Raw genomic sequence first — 22,711 nt, forward strand, 5'->3', positions numbered from 1 at the left:
TATTAACACTATTATAATATAATAGAAGTAGATAATAAAACTAATTTATAAATAATATAGATATTATTTATTTTAAAGCAATAAGGAGTTGTTGTTATGGGATCAGAAAAAAGAAGCCTAGAGAACATGAGAATATTTGGAGCTTTCGGATTAGTTTTAGGATTTATAGGAAACCTATCGTATTATCTAAAATATAAAGGAATTAGTATTTCATTTTTCAATAGTATAGATATAGATTCTATAAGTATAATGATGATATTTTCTATAGTTGCATTAGGAGTTTTTTCAATAAATAATATTAGGCTAAATATAGATGAGAATATTATTATAGAAGTTAAAAGAAAAACTATTATTTTTAAGATACTATGTATATTATTTGCCATATATGCAGTAATTGTAACTCTAATATTTAAAGATCCAGTATTGTCTAGAATAGAAATATTGATTGAAATAATTTTAATTTTAATATATATAATTGAAAGAAAGATAAGATTATTGCAAGTTACTGATAGGCAACTAAAATGGAAGAGAGATTATGAATATCCGGGAAGCTACAACAAGGAAAGTAATATATTTTGGAGAATGAAGTCTAAGTTTTCACCACATATAAAAGTCAAATGGAAAGACAGAGTTAATAGGATTAGATGGATAAAGTTATTATTAATAATATTTTTATTATCAGGATATTTTAATAAAGAATTTTATATATTTTTAATAATATTTATTTCAGATTTTATATACTTTCTTGAAGTTTTATTTGGACTATATACAAAAACTAGTGGAATATGTACAGGTATTATAGAAACTACAAAAGGATCTACTAAAATACCAGTTTATAAAATATATATTACTGATTATGAAAATGAATATGAAATAACATTCAGTGTGAGAGATTATTGTTATATTGCAGAGAGAGATGAAGTAGTTGTAGTTCATAGTATGATAACAAAGAGAGTAATAGAAATTCAAGGAATAAGAATGAATTTTTTATAAAATAGTAAAATGGGTTATTATAAATTAATTATTAAAAAATTTTTTTGAAATTAATTTATGATAGCCTTTTCATTTGGGGTTTGAAAATAGAAGTTAATTTAGATATATGTTATCATGTTAATTATGTAATACATACGCAAATGATGGAAAGGGATAGGTGAAGAAAATGAAAACTAATTATCATACACATAATTATAGATGTAACCATGCTATTGGAACAATAGAAGATTATGTAGAAGAAGCAATAAAAGAAGGTTATGACGAAATAGGGATATCAGACCATCTACCTCATCCAGGTAAAAATATAGATAATAGAAATAGAATGGCATATGAGGATTTAAAAGTTTATTTTAAAGAAATAGATGATGCTAAAGAAAAATATGGGGATAAGATATCAGTAAAGAAAGCAGTAGAATGTGAATATTTTGAAGATTATCATTGGTTATATGATGAATTTAAAGAGAAATATAAAGTTGACTATTTATTATTAGGGGTGCATTTTTTCCCTTATAAAGGTGAATGGCTTTATGTAGGTGGAATTAAATTAACGCCAGAAATTTTAGAATGCTATATAGATTATGTAATAAAGTCTATGGAAAGTGGATATTTTGCATATATAGCTCATCCAGATTTGTTTGCAGTATCATATAGAAATTGGGATGAGCACTCAATTAAAGCATCAAGAAGAATTTTAGAAGCAGCAGAAAGATTAAATATGCCTCTTGAAATTAACATAAATGGATTCAAAAGAGGGAAAGTTAAATATAACTTAGGTGAAAGATATTTTTATCCTGTTGAAGAATTTTGGAATTTATCAAAAGAATATAATGTTAGAAGAATACTTGGGGTAGATGCACATGAGCCTGAAGATTTAAGACTTAGGTTTAGAGGTGAAGAGTTTGTAAAAAAATTAAATCTAGAAATAATAGATAAAATATAAAACAAATTAAGATGTAACAAATGTTACCGAAAATGATGTGACCATATGTTACACTATCATTATAAAATTAATGATAGATATTGGAGGAAAAAGAAATGAGCTTATATTTAGGAAAAATTCACTATTGGTTATTTAATAAAATAGTTTGGTTTGAAGGCCTTGAAGAAGAAATAATTACTTTAGCAAAAAATGAAGGTTTAGATATAGAAAATTTATCAAAAGAAATAAATAATAAATATGGAGAAAAATTACCTAATCTTCCTCTTGAAGAAATGATAGATACATCAAATATTCATGGATGGTTACAAGAAAAGATTCATTCTGCTGAAGGAAGACTTGCAACATGGACTGGTAAGCTGTTAGAAAAAGAAAACGCAACTTCTAAATTAGAAGCTTTATATATGAATCAAGGTATAAAAGCTGCAAAGGAAGCAAAAGAAGAAAGAAAGCCTGTAAGTAATGCAGTTGAAATATTTAATGCAGTAAATGATTATATATTAGATGGAATGCCTTGTGATAGAGTAAATGAAGTTATTTCACAAGATGAAAATAAAGTTGTTTGGAAGAGAAGAATTTGTGTTCATAAAGATATATGGGATGCTGCATACGGAGATGTAAATTATTTTTATACTTTAAGAAACTTATGGATAAAGGCTTTTGTTAATGAAGTTAACAAAGATTTTAATTATAATGTATGTGAAAATGATGAGTTTTCAATAGAAAGAGTATAGGGGATGAAAAAATGAATGCAATAGAATTAATGATGGATGAGCATAAGAATATTAAAGAGATGTTAAAAGTAGTTAGAAAAGCTTGTTTTTCTGTTTTAGAAGGCAAAGAAGTTAACTATGAAGATTTCTATAAGATGATACATTTTATAAGAAACTATGCAGATTCTCATCATCATAAAAAAGAAGAAATTATGCTATTTAATAGGATGGTTGATGAAATTGGTGAAACAGCAGAAAAGGTAGTTAAATATGGAATGCTAGTAGAACATGATCTTGGAAGACTATACGTAACTAATTTAAATGAGGCATTAGAAGCCTTAAAGAATGGAAATGCCGAAGCTAAATTAGACGTAATAGCTAATGCAGTTTCTTATACAAATCTTCTGGAAAGACATATACATAAAGAAGATAATGTAATTTATAAGTTCGCACAAAGAGAATTAAAAAAAGAAACTATAGATGTAATTAATGAGGAATGTGTAGGCTTTGAAGATGAAAATAATAGTATTAAGTATGAAAATTTAGCTATACTTAAAGAATTAAAGATAAAATATTGCATTTAGTAGTTAAGATAAATTACAATTAATTTGATATTAAATTAAAAAAAATTAAGGATAGGTGATATTATGATAACTAAGGACATGACTATTGGAGAAGTTATAAAGGTAAAGGAAAATGCACCACAAATTTTAATGGATTTTGGTATGGGATGCGTGGGTTGTCCATCAGCTCAAGCAGAAACAATAGAAGATGCAGCAAAGGTACATGGATTAGAGTTAGAATCATTGCTTGAAGCATTGAATAGATAAATTGGTTAAAGTAATTAGAATAAATGAATATATATGAATATACACTGAATTTAATTAAGCTCAAGGACGTAAAATCCTTTTACTTAATTAAATTCAGTGTTTTTTTTATAAAAACATGTATTGGTTTTAAGTAAAGGTTGATGAATAGCAAGATTTATATATCAACTTTTACATTTTGATAGAATTAGAATAATGAATAAAATTATGAATATACAGTTTTATTTATAGAAAAGACTAATTTTTTTATTTTATACACAAATTTGGGTAAAAAAAAGTTACATTATACGACTTTTTAATAGCACCACTTTTATATTCCAACATAACATGTATTATAAATAAATATTAAATTAATTTAGAGTATCGTAGTTTTAAGGAAAGGAGAATTTATGTCCATTAACTTCAAAAAATTCGTGCCACGTCCAGGCCTTGTTAATAAACAAGGGCGTTTACCAGATCCATCGGAGTTAGTTTGCATAGAAGTACCTAAGGTATTTGATCAATGCTTAATAAAGAGATGTCTTGTATATGGCGAAGGTCCTGATACAAATACGACAGATAGTGAGTTAAGAAGTGATCCACTAATTGAGCCTAAGAGATATATTTCTAGCAGGGATTTCAGTGTAACATTAACTTCAATAGATAAAATACCTGTTAAAGGCAACCCTAATTTCAAAAAAATAATTCTTAATTACGTTATCTCTTTTTATTCTGATTATATTGATGACAATGGTGTAAATAGAAGTGAATTCTATGAAATCCACAGAACAGATATAATTGGTAAATTCTATTGCCCTGATTCTATAGCTCAAATTTCAGCAACTACTGAACCAGAACAATGTGAAGGTGAGGATAGTAATATTATAAAACTTGAAATGGTAGCAGAGGCACTAGATGGTCAGATAGTTGAGGATGAAGAAGGAAACGAAGTTCTAGATATAACTTTAGGTTACTATATAGTTGTAAAATGTGAACTTATTGTACAATTATTAATACCTGCTTATGATTATTGTCCAGTTCCTAGAGAAGCATGTGAAGAAGAACCTGAAGAAGATCCATGTGAAAGATTTGATAGATCACCAGTTCCTAAGTTCTATCCAGACCAAAATTTAGAGCCATTATTCCCAGAAAGTGATGAGCCTGAGAGGTAAAGTAATTATCAAAATTTAGGTTACTACAAAAGCAGTTTTACAAATGTTAATTATAAATATTAATGATGGATAGATATTAATTATACTTTAATAGTAATATGATATTAATTCAGTACAATATTTGTGATGAAAATAATATTAAAACTAAAAACTAACTGATACTAAATTAATAAAGAAAGATAATTTTATAAAAGATAGATATGAAAGGGAGGATTCAATTTATGAATTCAATGTCTAGAAGATATCAAGAACAATATAGAAGAGATTGTGAAAAAGATTATAGAAAAGATTATGAAAAAGATTATGAAAAAGAAGAAAAATGCCCAACTATTATAAAATGTGGATGTCCTTCTTCTACTGCATTACCAGTTATAGGTGCAGTAACAGCGACTATAACACTTGCATCACTTACTGTAGATACTTCTTGCATCTGTGATCCAGTTGTTAAACTAGATTTTTCAAGTGCTTTTACTGCATTAGCTGCTGTTACTATAGGTGGAATAAGTGTACAAATATTTAAGCAATGTAGAAATCAAATAACTCCAGTTCCAGTAGGACCAGTATATCCTGTACTTGGAGGATTAGCAGCTGTGGTACTTCCAGGAGCTATTTTCACTTCATTTTCTATTTGTGATAGTGACTCTTGTGATAATGATTGTTGCACTTATACAGCAGTTGCAACAATTGTTGGACCTCTTGCAGCTACAGTTGGAGCATCATTTACTAATTCAAATTTAATTGCAACTATAACTTGTAAATCAAATGCTTGTGCTAGAAAATGTCATAAAAAGTGTGACGAAAAATATTACTATTAATCTTATAAAAAGGTAAAGTAAGTAATATAGGTTTATATAAAGAATATAAGCTAAAAGTATAAATTAATATAAGTCCCGGATTTGGATTTACCATACCGGGATTTATTTATATTAAAATTATTATAGATAATACAATATTAATTAAATTTCTTTATTAATAGATGAAAAGAGAAAGGAAGTAAAAAATTAATGGATTCAATATCAAGGGGATATCATGATCATGATTTATTTGAAAGAAGTCATGAGATAGATAATTATAAAAGAGAAGATACGTGTCCAACTATTATAAAGTGTAGTTGTCCTACTTCTACAATCCTTCCTATAGGTGCTTTAGTCGGAACTACTTTCACACTTGCATCGCTGACTTTAGACACTTCTTGTTTATGTGATCCAATCGTTAAGTTGGAATTTGCAAGTAATATTGTTACTCCTATTGCTGCCATAGGAGCATTTTCTGTAAGAGTGTTTAAGCAATGTAGAGGGCAGATAACACCTGTGCCAATTGGTTCTGAATGGTTATTTTCAGTAGGAGAAATAGAAATAGGAGTAGAAGGAGCTAGCACTTTATCATTTTTTATTTGTGATAATAATTTATGTAGTGACGACTGTTGTACTTATACAGTAGTTGCAACAGTTACTACAATTATAGCACTTGGAACTATAAATATTAACAATGCTACACTTGGGGCTATAGCAACATGTAATTCGAATAAATGTAAAAAATATTGTCGTAGAAATTGTCATTGTGAGTGAGATTAATAATATAAAAAATAAATTAATGCAGTTGTAAGCTAGAAAATTAAACTAGAAATATAATTTTAAATGAGTCCTGGAGGTGGATTTTCCACGCCGGGATTTATTTATATTAAGTTTATTATAGATAAGGCAAACTATATTAATTAGTAATACATATCTATAAGAAGAAAGTATTAAAGTTATGAACTTAATATTTTGTATATATAATAATCAGTTTGGAGTGAACGGTGAAATATATAATTATAAAAAACAAAGTCCATGTCAAAGCTACAGAAGAAAATGGAATAAGAAGATAGGGCTGTATCTTTATAAGATGAAACTTAAAAAAGAAATTAGGGGGCCGGGATATGAATTCAAATTTGAGGAAACATTATGGTCATTTTAATGATGCTAAAAAAGAAAAGAATGAAAAATATTGTAATCCTATTATAAAATGTAGTTGTCCAAGGTCGGTTATTATACCAGAAGATACTGAAGCAAATACTATTTTTGCAATTACTTCAATTGAGGTAGATACTTATGGCTTATGTAATCCAAGAGCTAAATTAAATTTTACTAGCAATATAGTTTTTAGAAACTTTTTTGGGAATTTAAGTATAAGGGTATTTAAACAATGTAGAAATCAATTAACAAGAGTTCCAGTAGGGTCAGAATGGACTATTATTTTAGGTAGAGAAGTTGCTGGAATAACAGGAGCTAGAGTTATTTCATTCTTTGTTTGTGATCAAGATTTATGTGAAGAAGATTGTTGTTTTTATACTGTTGAGGTAAGAGTTAATTCAATAATTCCTGTTGCTACTATTGCTTTCAATAATTCATCACTTGATGCTACTATATATTGTGATAATAGCTGTTATATTAATTATGAAAGAGTATAAAAATATAAAATAATAATTAAATAAATCTCTAGATGAATTTTTATCTGGAGATTTATTTAATTAAGTAAAAAGGCTGAAATTATAATAAGAACTAAAATTTAATAGGATTAATATAATGTATTAAATAATAAAAAGGGAGTGTAAAATGATTTATTTAGATAATGCAGCTACATCATTTCCAAAACCAACTAAAGTTTATGAAGAAGTCTTAAATTGCATGAAAAGCTATTGTGCTAATCCAGGTAGAGCCTCTCATGATATGGCAATTAAATCAGCACTGAAAATTATGGAAACAAGAAATCTAATTTGTGAATTATTCAATATAAAAAATCAATTTAATTTGATCTTTACCAGTAATGCAACCGAAGCATTAAATATAGCTATTAAGGGAGTTTTAAAAAATGGAGATCATGTTATTAGTACGGTTATAGAACATAATTCTGTTTTAAGACCTCTTAATTCAATGGAAAAGCAAGGGGTAGAAATAACTTTAGTAGGTGCAGATAAAGCTGGATATGTAAATCCTTTAGATATTAAAAATGAAATTAAAAAGAATACTAAAATAATAATAATTAATCATATTTCTAATGTATTAGGAAGTATTCAAGATATTATATCTATAGGGAAGATAGCAAGAGAAAAAGGAGTTATATTTATGGTAGATGCATCTCAAAGTGCTGGAGTTATACCAATTGATGTAGAAAGTTCATATATAGATTTATTGGCATTTTCCGGTCATAAAGGGTTGCTTGGACCTCAAGGAACAGGAGGATTATTTATAAGAGATGGAATAAAAATAAATAATTTTAAGGAAGGAGGTACAGGTAGTAATTCACATTATATGAATCAGCCAGATTTTATGCCAGATAAGTTTGAAAGTGGAACTTTAAATACTCCAGGTATTGCAGGATTATGTGAAGGGGTAAAATTTATAAAAAGAGTTGGGATACAGAGCATTAAAAAAGCAGAAGATGAATTAATAAAATATTTTTTTGAAGAGATAAAAAAACTTTCTTATATAAAGGTATATGGAAGTGATTCTCTAAATGAAAGAAGTGGAGTAATTTCTTTTAATATAGATGGAATTGATGCATCTATTGTTGGTGAAGAATTAAATGAATATGGAATTGCTGTTAGGACAGGGTATCATTGTACTCCTTTAATACATGATATTATAGGAACAGAATATGCCGGAACAGTTAGGGTAAGTCCTGGATGTTTTAATATTCTTCAAGATATAGATGAATTATTAGAAGCTATAAGAAAGATATATAAGTCACGATAAAAATAATCTAATACATATATTATTATATATGTAAAAAACATTAGGATGTGAAAGTTATGGAATCTTGCAATAACTCAAAGCATATTGATCAAATTGATAATCCTAGCGATGACGAAAGATACAATATGCTTGAATATGTACTAAAGAATCAAAAAAGAGCAAATGATATAAATAATATTATTGAATTAATGAGTCCACCTACAGATATAACTAATATATGTCCAAGTGGTTATGCAAAAGATGTAAAAGTGGCGGTAATTGGTGCAGGAGAAGCAGGCTTAGCTGCTGCATTTGAATTAAGGAAGATAGGATGTGATATCACATTATTTGAAGCTACCCAGAGAATTGGAGGAAAAGTTTACACCTATTATTTTGATAGAAAAAATAGAAAATATGGTGAACTTGGAGAAATTAGCATACCAGTATCACATTATACCACATGGCATTATATTAATCTTTTCAACCTTGAAACAAAACCTTTTGTAAATAATAATAATAATTCTTTATTATATATTAGAGGAGAAAAGGCATTAAATGATCAGAGGGGGAAACAAGTATTTAAAAATATACATCCAAAGTTTGATTTATCAAACAGTGATAAAAAGAAGTTAAAAGAACAAGCAGATAAAGAATTTCATAAGGTGTATTTGGAAGCTTTGACACCTAAAGAAAGAAGAGAATTATTAGAAGTTAAGGATAAGTACTGTGAAAAAATAGAAAAAATAGATAAATTAAGTTATAGGAAAGCATATGAAAATGCTGGATTTAGCGAAGAGGCAATATCAATGCTAGGATATCTTGATGGAAGTAAGCAATTTTTTCAAATTGGTCTTATGGAAATATTACAAAAATATTATACAGTAGATTCAGAATTTAATTATTATATTAAGGATGGAATGATAAACTTACCTCTGTCTTTATATGGAGCTTTATTTGATAAAAATGAAAAGATATTTAATGGAATTGATAAAGATAAGTTAGGAAGGGTAAAAGTAAAAATTGGAACACCAGTGGAGGGCATATATAGCTCAGAAACAGAAAGTAGAATTACTCTTAAATATACACAAGGAGAAATGAATAAGGAAAGTATAGAAGAATTTGATTATATAATATGTACAATACCTTTTCAAAGTTTAAGGAGAATGGATATAAAGCCTAGCTTTAGTTCAAGAAAAATACGTGCAATAAATGAAATGAATTATGAAACATCAGAAAAAATATATTTTTATCTGAAAGAAAGATTTTGGGAAATGGGAGGTAAATCAAAAGGAATAGTAGGAGGAAGGACATTTACCGACATTCCTCTAGTCTCTATTTACTATCCATCAGATCACTCAGAACCTTTAAGTGATAAGATTGGTAGCTATATACTAAAAGCAGGTACAAGTCCTAAGGAGCCAGGAGTACTACTTGTAAGTTATAGTTGGGGTAAGGAAGCTATGTTACTTGGAAGTGAAAATACAGAATTACAAATTAGTGATGCTATAAGATATATAGAAAAGATTCATGATCTTCCACAACATTATATTGATGATAATTTAATTGACTATAAGTCATTGATTTGGTCTGATGTCCAATATATATGGGGATCAGGGGCATTATCAAAACCGGAAGATAAAGTATTATTTTCTTATGGAGCAAAAATGCCAGAAATGAATAATAGAGTATTTTTTGCTGGGGAGCATATATCTCAAAAACATGGAACTCAACAAGGTTCTCTTCAAAGCGGGATGATTGCTGCTAATGAAGTTGCAGAACAAATAATGGTAAATAATAAAATATAGCTTTTAGATAAATTAATATTTATCATAAAAAAATAATGACCTACACAAAAGTTGTAGGTCATTATTTGTATTACAAAAAATTCAATATAAATTTATTTATTAAGTACTTTTATTAAAGTATATAAATATTGTAAAAGGTGATGATAGATAAAATTAAATAAATTCATAAATACTTAAATACTTAAACTGTCATCACCATTTATAACTACTAAATTTAGTAGACATACTAAATACTTTTAGTTATAGCTAAGAGAATAATTTTTATTCATCAACATCATCATCGTCGTCATCATCATCATAACAGTCAGGGAATAGAGGTTCTAAGTTTTGATCAGGATAGAACTTAGGAATTGGAGCCTTATCAAAAATTTCGCATGGATCTTCATCTGGTTCATCCTCACAAACAACTTTAGGAACAGGACAATAATCATATGCAGGAATTAGTAGTTGTACAAGAAGTTCGCATTTTACTACAATATAGTAGCCTAAAGTGATATCTAAAACTTCATCCCCGTTTTTATCTTTAAGTATTTCACCATGTAGTGCTTCTGCAACCATTTCAAGTCTTATGATGTTAGAATCTTCTTCTAGGTCAGTACTAGCTGAAATTTGAGAAATTGAATCAGGACAATAGAATTTTCCAATCACATCTGTTCTATTAATCTCATAAAATTCACTCTTAGTTTTGCCATCACAATCAAGATAATCAGCGTAGAAAGAAATCATGTATTTAAGCACTACTTTTTTAAACCCACGTTTACCTTTAATTGGTATCTTTTCCACTGAAAGAAGTGTTATATTGAAGTCTCTACTAGAAATATATCGTTTAGGATCAACTAGTGGATCACTTCTTAATTCACAATCAGTTGTATTTGTGTCTGGACCTCCACAATATACAAGGCATCTTTTAATTAAACATTGATCAAATACCTTAGGTACTTCAATACAAACTAACTCCGCAGGATCAGGTAGACGTCCTTGCTTGTTTACTAGGCCTGGACGTGGTACGAATTTTTTGAAGTTAATGGACATATAATATCCTCCTTTTAAAATAATAAAAAACATAAATTTATTTACTCACATTACATGATATGTAGGAAGATAAAAGAGGTGATATTAAAAAATATATATAAAATAAATTTTTTACTCCATAAAATTGCATAATATTTGTTTATTTTAAATATAATTTTATAAATGATTTATTTAAAAGGGAAAATAAACGAATTGAGTAGTTATATATTATAATTAATAGTTTTAGTATTAATATATGAAATATTAACAGATTAAGAAACTTTATATTAGAATTCTATAAATGGGAGGGCGAATATGAGAGGTGTATATCCATGGATATATTCAGATTATAAAGAAAGCTTATGGAAATTTTCATTAAATAATAATAAAGAATTGAGTTACAGAATTATGTATAAAGAAGGGAAGTGGACTAAGGAAATTACAATTGATACAGACGTACTTGGATTTGCTGTTTATATTGATGAAAATGAAGGGATACATTTAGTATATAGCAATGATAAAGGTGAACTAAAATATTGTACAATGAAGAATAAATTGTGGGTAGGAAAAATAATTTACAAATTAGATAATAAAGATTTTGAAATAGAAAATTTGAAAGTTGAAATTATAGGATCTAATATGCACATCTTCTATTTATTAGTTGGTAATGATGGAAGTGATCATGGGGTTTTAATGCATTGCGTATGGAATGGACGGGAAACCAATATTAATAGATTATCAGATATTATTTTAATTTCTAATTTAAAGGAGTATTACTCTATAAATGTAAATTATAGAGGTAATATTTATGTATTCTTCCTTTCAGATGAAGGGGATGAGATATCTTTAAATTATTGTAATTTAGAAAATAATAGGTGGATACAATCAAAAAGGCTTTATGGAATTCAAGGAGAAGATATAAAAATTGAAGTTGCTATTGATAAGAGTGACATCCATATATTAAATAAGTCTAGAGAAGGTTTAATATATTCTTTAGATCATGTTTTTATAGATGCTATTGGAAATGTGAAGGACTTTAAGATATATGAAAGCAAAAATAGTTTATTAGAACCTTTATTATTTACTGAAAGTAATAAGTTATGTTCTTGTTGGTTAGAAGATGATAAGATTTTTTATTCAACTTTTAATAATGATAAATGGATAGGGCCAGCTTATTTTGATAGAGGAAATAATGATAAATTAGAAAAATATAACGCCTTTATTTGTACAGATAATGACAGCAATATTAAAGGAAAAAAGGTTTATGGAACTGATAACTTAGATATAAAGATATATGACCCAAGTGAATTTTTAATTACTATGAAAGATTCATTAAGATACGATAGAAATAAGTATGAAGGAAATTCTAATTCTGGAAATGACTTAGTTGAAAGATTGAATGCGGAATTATCTCGAGAAAAAGTAGAAAATAATAACTTAATGAATAGAATAGCACATCTAAATTTAAGGTTGCAAAAAAATCAAAAATTTATGGAAGAGTACGAGCAACAAGTTGCTAGAGCAATAGATCAAAAAAGGAAGGCAGAAGAAAATTGCAATGTATTTTTAGAACTACAAAAAAAGATTCAAAATGATCTTGAAAATACAAATATTCAGTTATTAGAAATTAAGGAATCAAAAGAAGAACTTGAAAAAAGTGTGAAAGCTTATGAGGATGAAATTATATCACTTAAAAATCAATTAGATTTAGCAAATGATAAGATTTATAAATTATCATTAGAGCTTCAAGAAGCAAATAAAAAAAATCAAGAAGAAAAAGAGTCTAAGATAATAGTAGAAAATAATTTGAAAGAAATTCTAAAGGAAAACGCCTCACTTATGATAGAAATAACATTAGTAAATGAAGAAAATAAAAAATTAATCTCTGAATTAGTAGATAAAAATAAGCAGCTAATAGAAGGAAAAGAATATAATGTTCAAATAGAAAATCAATCAAAATATCTGGAGGAAGAAAACCTATTAATAAAAGAAGAATCTAGGTTAATAACTGAAGAAAATAAGAAATTAAAAGCGGAATTAGATTTAGAAAGAAATCAGTCAGTTATGGAAAGGTTATTAAGAAGAAAAACTAGTAGTGGACAAAATAATTTTTAAAAATATGGTGAAAATTAACAGAAAGTAACTTAGTATATTTTAGAGCATACAATAGAGGGAAAATAGATTAAAAGGTAGGAATTTAGAGGAGAAGATTATGAGGTTAGGAGACTATGATTATGTAATGGCATTTACATCTCATTATAGAGCTGTATATATGTATGATAGATTAACTCAAAAGAAAATAGAGGTGAAATTAGTTACGGCACCAAATAAGACTAATATTAGCTGTACACAAGCATTAAAGTTTAAAGAAAAGGATAAAGAAGAAATACAAAGAGAACTGGCTAAAAATAATATATATCCAACTGCAGTATTTAAGATAATAAAAGAAGGAAAGAAAGAAACTTATGAGCTAATTGAATAAAGATAAAGAAACCTTATGTAGCTATTGTATTAAATAATTAAAAGGGGGGAGTGGGAATCCGTGGCTAATGTAAGAAGAAATACTATCTATTATATATCTAACTTAAGTACTAATAAGGTGTCTATAATTGATGGAGATAGTTATAGTGTTATAAACGAGATTGAAGTTGGTCCTAGACCTCAAGATATCGTTGTTGATGAAAAAAATAATGTTTATATTGCAACAGATAGAAATAGTAAAGTTACAATTATTGAGCATTTATATAACACTAATAAAACTTGGCATATGCCTAATAATGGAAATATAAAAGTGGATTCCATTTCTCATAAAATTTATGTTTGTAATACAGAAGAGGTATGTATTTATAATCTAAGTAATGGAGAAATACTTGGAAGAATAACAGGATTTATTGCTGCAGATAGCATGGAGCTTAGTAAGAGTAGAAAAAAATTATTTGTACTTGATATTTTTCAAAATGAAATAAAAGCTTACGATACTACAAATTTTAATTTAATTAAAGTTTATAAGGAAGTTGGAAATACTCCAAATTATATATTTATGGAGGAAAGTGAACGATATTTATATATTTCAAATAAAGGATCAAATAGAGGTGCTTATACTGGAAATGTATATATATTAGATCTTGAAACTGAAAGTATTTCATATATAGATTTGCAACAAGGATCAAGTATTACGTGTTTAGATGGAAGTGGAAATTTTTTATATGCAGCAAATAATGGATTACATAGAATTGAAGTTATAGACATAATAAATAAAAAATGTATAGCAAGTATTAGTACAACTTTGCCAGACTTACAAAGGATCAGATTATCTCCTGATAAAAAAGTACTTTTGGTAACAAGTAAAAATAAAGAAGGAAAAGGAGTACTTGATAGAATAGATGTTTCTAATAATGTTATTTTAGATACTTTTACCTTTGATGAGAAGAATATAGTCCCATATGATATAGGAATTATTATAGAAAATAATGAAATAGAAGAAAAATTTTATCTTTCTATCAATTCAAATGACAAATGGAAACAAGAAAAAGGAAACACTATATTAGCAAAAAAAGTTTTATCGACCTATAAAGAAAAAGTGAATTTTCCACAAGTATGTGTGGAAATATCATTAAAAGACAATGAGATTTTAAGTATAGAAGATATGATTTTTGAAAATTGTAATGTTATAGAAGAAAGTAAAAGCAGAAAAATTTTAGAGAGTAGAGAGAAGTATTTAATACTAGAATATGATTTTCATATTCCATACTATATAAAATGTAAAAATCAAAATGAAGAAAAATATATAATTGAAGGAAAGCTTAAAGGTAAACAAAAAGCTAAATTATATATTTCAGATTATAGAGAAGGTAACGGAATGGAATATGTAGTAAAATCATTAACTAAGTTAATAAGTTCCCCAATAAAGAAAGACAATGTTATTAAGTTTGATGTTAGCTCTATAATCTCAACCCATGCAATTATAGAGGAATTGGTATTTATACCATTTTGTAAGTAGTGTAAGGAATTTAGGGGGATATTAAGCATGAATGATAAAAAATATGATTATTTTTTAGTAAAAAATAAAAAGAAAAACTTACTAATATTTTCATACGACATCGAATTAGGTATATATTATCAAATGATCATAAATGGTAAACTGACAGAAAAGAAAATTGTTTACAAAGAGAGTTTTGAAAGCTTTTATGTCATGGAAGACTTTGATGGAAATATAAAAATATTTTGTCAGGATATCTGTGGAGATATTATTTTATGTACATTAGATGGAGGTCATTGGAAGTATAAAACGCTCTTTTATATGAAATATAATAAAATAATGCCAATTGAAGTAAAAGCTTTTTTTTCTAGAAAAGTGATACATCTCTTATATAATATGATAAATGAAAATAATGATGTAGAAATGATAATACATCAACCCTATAAAGAGATAAATAATTTGGAACCATCAGAGGCACTTATCAATATAGATTGCTATTCAAATTTATCCTATTATATTTCTCAAAGTAATAAATCTTGCGTAATTTTAATAAATACTATGTCATATGGTATATATAAATTGAGTTCAAGGGTATTTAATATATCTAAAGATCTTTGGGAAAAGGAAATGGTTATATATATATCTAGAATGCCTTACAAAGATTTTTCTTTTTGTGTAGTAGAAGATAGAAGTCATTATCTTATTGTTACTGAAGAAAATAATATTAATGTATTAATTTATCAATATAAAGATATATTAACTGATAAACAAATGGAGTTACAAAAAAACTTAATATTATTTGAAGATAAAGAAGTTGATTCTTGTGTAATACTAACCTTAGATAATGTATTATGGGCATTATGGATAAGTAACAAAAAGTTATATGGATGTTTTTCTAAAAATAATGGACAAGACTTTAGTAATCCAGTAATATACAAAATTTTTGATAATATAATACCTACTAAAGCACATTATAAAGAGTTTGTAGATAAAGAAAAAATACATATAGAAAATGAAATATATATTATTAATAATAATAGTGAAGTACACTTATTTTTACATGAACTATTAGAAGCTCAAGTAGCTTTAGATATAGATAACAATAAGAAATATATGGATTTTGAGGATATAGTTTATGAAAATATAGATATAAATCATAAGGATATAGAAGATGAATATAAAAGCAGTAAGGAAAAGTTCTCAATAAAAATAGATTTTTAACAAAAAATAGTAGGAAATTGTAACAATATTTATACTTAATGAATATAGTATTAAATTGAAGAACTTAATATAGAAAATAAAAAAGGAGGGAATTAATTGGAATACAATATTTTAATTGGTGGAAGTGCTGGACAAGGTCTTGATACATTAAGTGATTTTTTAGAAAGGTCAATAAAGAAATTTGGATTCTATGTTTTTTCAAATAAAGATTATATGTCAAGAGTTAGGGGAGGCCATAACTTTATACAAATAAGATTTGGAGAAAATAAAATATATTCACATAAAAATGAATTAGATTTAATACTTGCTCTAGATGAAAATGCAATTTCATATCACAAAGATAGATTAAAGGATGACGGGATTATTATAGCAGATAAAAGTATAAAGAATGAAGATAAAAAAATTATAAAATTACCTCTTATAGAAACTGCTAAAGGATTAAGTTTATCAAAGGCCTTTACATCAGTAGCAGCAGGAGTAATATTAAAGTATTTTTCAATGGGCTTAGAAAATATAGATAAATATTTTAGTAGTAAGCTTTCAGAAGATATAAGGAATAAAAATATAAAAGCAGTTAAATTGGGATATGATTTAATTGAATCAAAGCATAAAATGCAAGGAAATGATTTAAGTAATAATATATTAATAAATGGTAATAATGCTATTGCATTAGGAGCTATTGCAGGAGGATTAGATTTTTATTCTGCATATCCAATGACACCAGCAACTAGTATAATGACTTATTTAGCTAAAAAGCAAGTAGAAACAGGGATGGTTGTTGATCAAGCAGAAGATGAGATAGCTGCTATAAATTTTGCTGTTGGAGCATCATATGCAGGAGCGAGAGCTATGACAGGAAGTTCTGGTGGCGGAGTTTCATTAATGGTAGAAGCATTTGGTCTTGCAGGTATAACAGAAACGCCAATAGTTATAGTAGATTCACAAAGACCAGGTCCAGCTACAGGATTGCCAACAAGAACAGAGCAAAGTGATTTAAGCTTTTTATTAACAGCATCACAAGGGGAATTTCCAAGAATATTAATAAGTGTTAGGAATGCGGAAGATGCATTTTATAAAACTGTTAAAGCATTGAATTTAGCAGATAAATATCAAACTGTTGTAATCTTATTAACAGATCAATATTTAGCGGATTCAAATATAACAATTCCGAAATATAATTTAAATAATATTGAAATAGAAAGATATATTTCAAATGGAGAAGAACTAAAAGAAGCTGAGGAATATAAGAGATATAAGGTAACTCAAAGTGGAATATCTCCTAGAATGATTCCAGGTAATTCTAAGAATCAAGTAGTTTTAGTAGATAGTGATGAACATACTGAAGAAGCACATATAACAGAAGAAGCAGATGTTAGAAATGCTCAAATGGAAAAAAGAATGAAAAAGTTAGAGCTTATTAAAAATGATATGGAAGAGCCAGAATTTATAGGTAAAGAGGATTTAGAAATCTTATTATTAGGATTTGGATCAACTTATGGAGCATTAAAAGATGCAGTTGAAGAATTAAATAGTCAAGGTAAAAAAGTTAGTGCTTTAAGTTTTGGAGATATATATCCATTACCACAAGAAAGTTTAAGAAAGTATGCAAAGCAAGCTAAAAAAATAATAAATGTTGAGCAAAACTTTACAGGGCAATTAGGTAAGCTAATAACTCAAGAAACAGGAATATTAATGACTAATAGTATATTAAAGTATGATGGAAGACAAATATGCGGAAATGATATAGTAGCTAAGTTAAGAAAGGAGGAGTTTTAATGTTAGATTTAAATTTGTATAAGAGTAACGATGAAATTGCTTGGTGTCCAGGTTGTGGAAACTTTGGTATATTAGCAGCTTTGAAAGAAACTTTAGCAGAACTTGAATTAAAACCAGAAGATGTAGTTATAGTATCAGGAATTGGGCAAGCAGCTAAAACTCCTCATTATTTAAAGGCAAATGGATTTAATGGACTTCATGGTAGGGCATTACCACCAGCGCAAGCTATAAAAATGGTAAATAAGAATCTTAATGTTATTATAAATAGTGGTGATGGAGACTCATACGGTGAAGGAGGAAATCATTTTATTCATAATATAAGAAGAAATATAGATATGGTACATCTTGTTCACGATAATCAAATTTATGGATTAACAAAGGGACAGGGATCACCAACAACTGCAAAAGGTCAGATTACTTCTATGCAATTTGAAGGTGTATATTTAGAACCAATAAATCCATTAGCATTAGCTATTAGTGCTGGAGCAACATTTGTAGCAAGGAGTTTTTCAGCAGATAAGGAACATTTAAAATCAATGATAAAGGCAGCTATGAATCATAAAGGATATGCATTAGTAGATATAATGCAGCCGTGTGTTGTATTTAATAAAGTAAATACATTTAAATGGTATAAAGATAGGGTATATAAATTAGATGATAGCTATGACCCAACTAATAAAATGGAAGCACTTAAAAAAGTAGAGGAATTTGGTGATGAAGGAATTCCAATAGGTATAATATATAAAGATGATAGTAAAGAAACCTATCATGAAGTACATCCAGTATTAAAAAGTGGAGTTAATTTAATAGATAGAAAATGGGATGTTCAAGATACAGAAAAGCTTATAGATGAGTTTTTATATAATTAAAAGATAAGAGTTATAAATTAATTCTAAAAATAGGCTGTCGCAGAAAGTTATTTAATTGTGCGACAGCTTCTTTTTTATGTAAATTATTTTAAGGTTTTAAAAAATTCTGTGACTTCTTTAGAGTTTCCTCTAAAAATAATTTTATCTTTTATTTTTTCTAAAGAATATTTATAAAGAGGATCATAGTATTCTTTAAGGAACACTTCTATCCAGCTTTTATGTAAATCAACACTATTAGTAGATAACTGATTTTTATATGCTAAATTAAGTTCATCTAGAACTACTTTGAATCTATCTCCACCAAGCTTTTTCTTAACTCTGTCCATGCTTGAATATATGTAATTAAACCATTCATTTAATCCAAGCTCTTCACCAAATTTATTAATATATTCTATTTGAGAATCTATAACATATTCTTTTAATGTATTTTCTACACGCTCTTCTAGGGAAGAGTCTAAAAACACTACGCTTCCATTATGAAAATAGTTAAAAAAGTCTTGAGGGATAAAGTTCTTTCCGATGTTTTTTCCTTCATCTTCAAAAATAATATGCTTAAATCCCTTTTCTTTACACTTAATTAAAGAATAAGCTAAATTATTTTCAAAGTTAATTTGTGTAGGCTGAGGATTGGCATGGGAACCAAAGGAGGATCCTCTATGATTAGCTATTCCTTCTAAGTCTATTGAATTTTCTATTGTTTTCAAAATTATAGTTTTTCCAGATCCTGTGAAGCCTGTTAAAACAATAGGCTTATAATTTTGATTTTCTATAGATAATGCACTAATAAGATAATTACGAAAGGCTTTATATCCACCTTCTAGTCTATAAATCTCTCTGCCCAAAGCATCTGTAATCCATTCTTGAGCAATCCTTGAACGTGATCCACCTCTAAAGCAGTATAACATAGTAGAAGGATTAGTCTTTATAAATTTGATCCAAGAGTTTAATCTATCCTCTTTTACTTTTCCTGATACTAATTTATATCCAAGCTTTGTAGCTTCCTCATTTCCTTTTTCTTTATAGCAAATTCCTATAATATGCCTTTCTTCATTATTTAAAATTGGTGAGTTGAAAGAATTTAAAAATGCTCCTTTTTCATATTCTATAGGTGCTCGTACATCTATAAGTGGTATATCTTCTAATACTATTTTTTTAAAGTCATTTATTACTGGATATTTCATATTAATCATAATTCTTTCCTTTTATTTTTGATATTTATTAATTATTTCTATTTTTGGTAGGCTTTATTCAATATTATAAAATTTTATGTATATAAATTGCAATAAAGATTTTAAATTTAATAAATATTGTTTAAAGTGAAAATAATAAATAATGTGATTATTTATAAATTAAGTTGTGTGACATAGTCACATAAAAAATAATTTTTATATTGTAGAATAGTCACATAATTAAATTTAGTGGTAGGAGTGAATGTAGGATGTTTGGTTTATTTAATAAAAATTCAGGGAAAGTTATAAATGTAAATGATATTGATAATTTAATAGGGAAAATAGAGTTAATTGATATAAGGGAACCATATGAATATAAAAGCGGAAGTATAAAAAGTGCAAAAAATATTCCAATGGGAGATCTTCTAAGTAATCCAGAAAAGTATTTAAAAAAGGATGAAGAATATCACATAGTTTGTCAATCTGGGGGAAGAAGCTCAACAGCATGTAATAAGTTAAGAAATCTTGGGTTTGATGTAGTTAATGTTGCTGGTGGAGTTGGATCTTATGCGGGAAGCAAGAGAAAATAGTAGATACTATCGCATAATGAGAAAATGAAAGAATTATGGAGAAACTCTTATAGGAGTTTTTGAAATTAAATTATTTTTACTAATTTGGCTGTAAAGTAACAAGCAGGAGGGGTTTATATGAAGAAAAAGATATTAATAGTTGGTGGAGTAGCTGGAGGAGCTTCAGCTGCAGCAAGATTAAGAAGATTAAGTGAAGAAGATGAAATAATAATGTTTGAAAAAGGTCCTCATGTATCATTTTCAAATTGTGCATTACCATATCACTTAAGTGGAATTATTGATGAAGCTGATAAACTTGTTTTAATGAGTCCAGAAAAATTTAAAGCTCAATATAATATAGAAGCTAAAGTAAACAGTGAAGTAATATCAATAGATAGAAAAAGTAAAGAACTTGAAATAAAAAATACTCAAACAGGCGAAATTTATAGAGAAAATTATGATAAATTAATTTTATCACCAGGAGCAAAGCCAATAGTACCTAATATTCCTGGTATTGAAAAAGTTAATATGTTTACTATAAGAAATGTTATAGATATAGATAAATTAAATAAATTCGTTAAGGAATTAAATATAAAGGAAGTAGCAGTAATTGGTGGTGGATATATAGGAGTTGAAGCAGCTGAAAATTTAAAAGAAGCTGGATATGAAGTTTCTTTAATAGAAGCTATGGATCAAATATTAAAGCCGTTTGATTATGATATGGTTCAAATACTACATAAAGAAATCTTTGATAATGGAATTAATCTAGTTGTTGGAGATAAGGTTTCAAGTTTTGAAAAAGATAAAGTAGTATTATCATCAGGTAAAAAGGTTAATGCAAAGGCAGTGGTTATGGCAATAGGTGTTTCACCAGAAGTATCATTAGCAAAAGAAGCAGGAATAGAAATTGGTGAGACAGGAGCTATTAAAGTTGATAAGAATTATAAAACTAATGATGATGATATTTATGCAGTAGGAGATGCAATTGAAGTATATAATGCATTAACACATTCTATGACAAAATTATCTCTTGCAGGTCCAGCGTTAAAAGAAGCTAGATCAGTAGCAGATCATATAAATGGTAGAAGAGGAATAAATAATGGTTATATTGGATCTTCAGCAATAAAGGTATTTGATTATAATGCTGCTGCAACAGGATTAAATGAATCCTTAATTAAGGTTTTAAATATGAATATAAAGTATGATATTGTAAGACTTATAACTAATGATAAAGTTGGAGTAATGCCTGATGCATCACCAGTTCATTTTAAACTTATATATGAAGTTCCTACAGGAAAGGTATTAGGAGCACAAGCAATAGGAAAAGGTGAGGTTGCTAAGAGAGTTGATATAATAGCGACTGTTATAAAACTTGGAGGAACTATTGAGGACTTAAAAGACCTAGAACTATGTTATGCACCACCGTATAGTACAGCAAAAGATGTTGTTAATTATGCTGGATATATAGCATCAAATTTATTAAATGGAGATTTTAGGCAGGTTAATGTTGATAAGGTAAGAAAGCTAGTTGAAAGTGGAGCTTATATAATAGATGTAAGAGAAATTAGAGAGTATGAAAATGGGCATATAAAAGGTGCTAAGAATATTCCACTTAGTCAACTTAGAGAAAGAATAAATGAAGTACCAGAGGATAGACCAGTTTACTTACATTGTAGGACAGGTCAAAGAAGTTATAATGCAGCATTAGCATTACAAAATTTAGGTTATAGAAATGTTCATAATGTGACAGGAAGCTTCCTTGGACTATCATTTTATGAATATTTTAATGATAAAACAACTGAAAGAGAAAGTATAGTTACACAATATAATTTTAAATAACGCAAAAGACTTCAAGAAAATTATCTTGAAGTCTTTATCTATTAGTAGGGTTTAGTAGATAAAGGGATAAATCACATAGTTATTTTGTGTATTTAATATAAACTTATACATATAATATTTAAAAGTTATATAAAGTTTT

Annotated in this window: 21 protein-coding genes; 19 read left to right on the top strand and 2 right to left on the bottom strand. The window is 27.4% G+C overall.

The window, feature by feature from the left end; all coding sequences use genetic code 11:
* Positions 1-96: 96 nt before the first annotated feature.
* The 11 genes from J7M87_RS11845 (at position 97) to J7M87_RS11895 (ending at position 10,139) form a co-directional block, all read left to right on the top strand.
* Complete coding sequence (locus tag J7M87_RS11845) at positions 97-993, top strand: hypothetical protein (RefSeq protein WP_291651253.1); 897 nt, start codon at positions 97-99, stop codon at positions 991-993.
* Between the two features lie 166 nt (positions 994-1,159).
* On the top strand, positions 1,160-1,933 hold the full coding sequence (locus tag J7M87_RS11850) for a histidinol-phosphatase (protein WP_291651254.1): 774 nt from the start codon (positions 1,160-1,162) through the stop codon (positions 1,931-1,933).
* Positions 1,934-2,028: 95 nt separating this feature from the next.
* On the top strand, positions 2,029-2,664 hold the full coding sequence (locus J7M87_RS11855; protein ID WP_291651255.1) for a hypothetical protein: 636 nt from the start codon (positions 2,029-2,031) through the stop codon (positions 2,662-2,664).
* An 11-nt stretch (positions 2,665-2,675) separates the two neighbouring features.
* The gene (locus tag J7M87_RS11860; protein ID WP_291651256.1) at positions 2,676-3,227 is read left to right on the top strand and encodes a hemerythrin domain-containing protein; all 552 of its coding nucleotides are present in this window, start codon (positions 2,676-2,678) and stop codon (positions 3,225-3,227) included.
* Between the two features lie 63 nt (positions 3,228-3,290).
* Positions 3,291-3,473, top strand: coding sequence for a DUF1858 domain-containing protein (locus J7M87_RS11865; protein WP_291651257.1), 183 nt, complete (start codon positions 3,291-3,293; stop codon positions 3,471-3,473).
* Positions 3,474-3,859: 386 nt separating this feature from the next.
* Positions 3,860-4,621, top strand: a complete 762-nt coding sequence (locus J7M87_RS11870; protein WP_291651258.1) for a hypothetical protein — start codon at positions 3,860-3,862, stop codon at positions 4,619-4,621.
* 221 nt (positions 4,622-4,842) lie between these two features.
* Positions 4,843-5,436, top strand: coding sequence for a DUF4489 domain-containing protein (locus J7M87_RS11875; RefSeq protein ID WP_291651259.1), 594 nt, complete (start codon positions 4,843-4,845; stop codon positions 5,434-5,436).
* A 189-nt stretch (positions 5,437-5,625) separates the two neighbouring features.
* Positions 5,626-6,189 (top strand): DUF4489 domain-containing protein, encoded by a 564-nt coding sequence (locus J7M87_RS11880; protein ID WP_291651260.1) that lies wholly within the window; start codon positions 5,626-5,628, stop codon positions 6,187-6,189.
* A gap of 350 nt (positions 6,190-6,539) precedes the next feature.
* Positions 6,540-7,070, top strand: a complete 531-nt coding sequence (locus J7M87_RS11885; RefSeq protein ID WP_291651261.1) for a DUF4489 domain-containing protein — start codon at positions 6,540-6,542, stop codon at positions 7,068-7,070.
* Positions 7,071-7,215: 145 nt separating this feature from the next.
* On the top strand, positions 7,216-8,355 hold the full coding sequence (locus J7M87_RS11890) for an aminotransferase class V-fold PLP-dependent enzyme (protein WP_291651262.1): 1,140 nt from the start codon (positions 7,216-7,218) through the stop codon (positions 8,353-8,355).
* A 56-nt stretch (positions 8,356-8,411) separates the two neighbouring features.
* Positions 8,412-10,139: an FAD-dependent oxidoreductase gene (locus tag J7M87_RS11895; protein ID WP_291651263.1), complete on the top strand. Its 1,728-nt coding sequence runs from the start codon at positions 8,412-8,414 to the stop codon at positions 10,137-10,139.
* Between the two features lie 261 nt (positions 10,140-10,400).
* On the opposite strand, the gene J7M87_RS11900 is transcribed toward J7M87_RS11895, so the two are convergent.
* Positions 10,401-11,171 carry a hypothetical protein gene (locus J7M87_RS11900; RefSeq protein WP_291651264.1) on the bottom strand — a complete coding sequence of 257 codons (771 nt, stop codon included), beginning with the start codon at positions 11,169-11,171 and terminating at the stop codon, positions 10,401-10,403.
* A gap of 294 nt (positions 11,172-11,465) precedes the next feature.
* On the opposite strand from J7M87_RS11900, the gene J7M87_RS11905 reads away from it, so the two are divergent.
* The 6 genes from J7M87_RS11905 to J7M87_RS11930 all read left to right on the top strand — a co-directional run bounded on the left by J7M87_RS11905 (position 11,466) and on the right by J7M87_RS11930 (position 18,995).
* Positions 11,466-13,265 carry a hypothetical protein gene (locus J7M87_RS11905; RefSeq protein WP_291651265.1) on the top strand — a complete coding sequence of 600 codons (1,800 nt, stop codon included), beginning with the start codon at positions 11,466-11,468 and terminating at the stop codon, positions 13,263-13,265.
* A 97-nt stretch (positions 13,266-13,362) separates the two neighbouring features.
* The gene (locus tag J7M87_RS11910; protein WP_291651266.1) at positions 13,363-13,632 is read left to right on the top strand and encodes a DUF3343 domain-containing protein; all 270 of its coding nucleotides are present in this window, start codon (positions 13,363-13,365) and stop codon (positions 13,630-13,632) included.
* A gap of 60 nt (positions 13,633-13,692) precedes the next feature.
* On the top strand, positions 13,693-15,150 hold the full coding sequence (locus J7M87_RS11915; protein WP_291651267.1) for a YncE family protein: 1,458 nt from the start codon (positions 13,693-13,695) through the stop codon (positions 15,148-15,150).
* Positions 15,151-15,177: 27 nt separating this feature from the next.
* On the top strand, positions 15,178-16,350 hold the full coding sequence (locus J7M87_RS11920) for a hypothetical protein (protein ID WP_291651268.1): 1,173 nt from the start codon (positions 15,178-15,180) through the stop codon (positions 16,348-16,350).
* A gap of 96 nt (positions 16,351-16,446) precedes the next feature.
* Complete coding sequence (locus J7M87_RS11925) at positions 16,447-18,126, top strand: 2-oxoacid:acceptor oxidoreductase subunit alpha (RefSeq protein WP_291651269.1); 1,680 nt, start codon at positions 16,447-16,449, stop codon at positions 18,124-18,126.
* A complete protein-coding gene (locus J7M87_RS11930) occupies positions 18,126-18,995 on the top strand; it encodes a 2-oxoacid:ferredoxin oxidoreductase subunit beta (protein ID WP_291651270.1) in 870 nt (289 codons plus the stop codon). Before J7M87_RS11925 ends, J7M87_RS11930 begins: the two co-directional genes overlap by 1 nt.
* Before the next feature lie 83 nt (positions 18,996-19,078).
* Here the strand turns inward: J7M87_RS11930 and mnmH are convergent, their stop codons facing one another.
* Positions 19,079-20,185: a tRNA 2-selenouridine(34) synthase MnmH gene (gene mnmH, locus J7M87_RS11935; RefSeq protein WP_291651271.1), complete on the bottom strand. Its 1,107-nt coding sequence runs from the start codon at positions 20,183-20,185 to the stop codon at positions 19,079-19,081.
* 248 nt (positions 20,186-20,433) lie between these two features.
* On the opposite strand from mnmH, the gene J7M87_RS11940 reads away from it, so the two are divergent.
* Positions 20,434-20,754 carry a rhodanese-like domain-containing protein gene (locus J7M87_RS11940; RefSeq protein ID WP_291651272.1) on the top strand — a complete coding sequence of 107 codons (321 nt, stop codon included), beginning with the start codon at positions 20,434-20,436 and terminating at the stop codon, positions 20,752-20,754.
* 117 nt (positions 20,755-20,871) lie between these two features.
* Positions 20,872-22,572 carry an FAD-dependent oxidoreductase gene (locus J7M87_RS11945; RefSeq protein WP_291651273.1) on the top strand — a complete coding sequence of 567 codons (1,701 nt, stop codon included), beginning with the start codon at positions 20,872-20,874 and terminating at the stop codon, positions 22,570-22,572.
* Positions 22,573-22,711: the final 139 nt, after the last annotated feature.

The organism is Clostridium sp. (assembly GCF_017888565.1).
Lineage (GTDB): Bacteria > Bacillota > Clostridia > Clostridiales > Clostridiaceae > Clostridium.

Coding starts and splice junctions, on each gene's coding strand:
- J7M87_RS11845 (WP_291651253.1), top strand. CDS start 97: ATGGGATCAGAAAAAAGAAGCCTAGAGAACATGAGAATATTTGGAGCT.
- J7M87_RS11850 (WP_291651254.1), top strand. CDS start 1,160: ATGAAAACTAATTATCATACACATAATTATAGATGTAACCATGCTATT.
- J7M87_RS11855 (WP_291651255.1), top strand. CDS start 2,029: ATGAGCTTATATTTAGGAAAAATTCACTATTGGTTATTTAATAAAATA.
- J7M87_RS11860 (WP_291651256.1), top strand. CDS start 2,676: ATGAATGCAATAGAATTAATGATGGATGAGCATAAGAATATTAAAGAG.
- J7M87_RS11865 (WP_291651257.1), top strand. CDS start 3,291: ATGATAACTAAGGACATGACTATTGGAGAAGTTATAAAGGTAAAGGAA.
- J7M87_RS11870 (WP_291651258.1), top strand. CDS start 3,860: ATGTCCATTAACTTCAAAAAATTCGTGCCACGTCCAGGCCTTGTTAAT.
- J7M87_RS11875 (WP_291651259.1), top strand. CDS start 4,843: ATGAATTCAATGTCTAGAAGATATCAAGAACAATATAGAAGAGATTGT.
- J7M87_RS11880 (WP_291651260.1), top strand. CDS start 5,626: ATGGATTCAATATCAAGGGGATATCATGATCATGATTTATTTGAAAGA.
- J7M87_RS11885 (WP_291651261.1), top strand. CDS start 6,540: ATGAATTCAAATTTGAGGAAACATTATGGTCATTTTAATGATGCTAAA.
- J7M87_RS11890 (WP_291651262.1), top strand. CDS start 7,216: ATGATTTATTTAGATAATGCAGCTACATCATTTCCAAAACCAACTAAA.
- J7M87_RS11895 (WP_291651263.1), top strand. CDS start 8,412: ATGGAATCTTGCAATAACTCAAAGCATATTGATCAAATTGATAATCCT.
- J7M87_RS11900 (WP_291651264.1), bottom strand. CDS start 11,171: ATGTCCATTAACTTCAAAAAATTCGTACCACGTCCAGGCCTAGTAAAC.
- J7M87_RS11905 (WP_291651265.1), top strand. CDS start 11,466: ATGAGAGGTGTATATCCATGGATATATTCAGATTATAAAGAAAGCTTA.
- J7M87_RS11910 (WP_291651266.1), top strand. CDS start 13,363: ATGAGGTTAGGAGACTATGATTATGTAATGGCATTTACATCTCATTAT.
- J7M87_RS11920 (WP_291651268.1), top strand. CDS start 15,178: ATGAATGATAAAAAATATGATTATTTTTTAGTAAAAAATAAAAAGAAA.
- J7M87_RS11930 (WP_291651270.1), top strand. CDS start 18,126: ATGTTAGATTTAAATTTGTATAAGAGTAACGATGAAATTGCTTGGTGT.
- mnmH (WP_291651271.1), bottom strand. CDS start 20,185: ATGATTAATATGAAATATCCAGTAATAAATGACTTTAAAAAAATAGTA.
- J7M87_RS11940 (WP_291651272.1), top strand. CDS start 20,434: ATGTTTGGTTTATTTAATAAAAATTCAGGGAAAGTTATAAATGTAAAT.
- J7M87_RS11945 (WP_291651273.1), top strand. CDS start 20,872: ATGAAGAAAAAGATATTAATAGTTGGTGGAGTAGCTGGAGGAGCTTCA.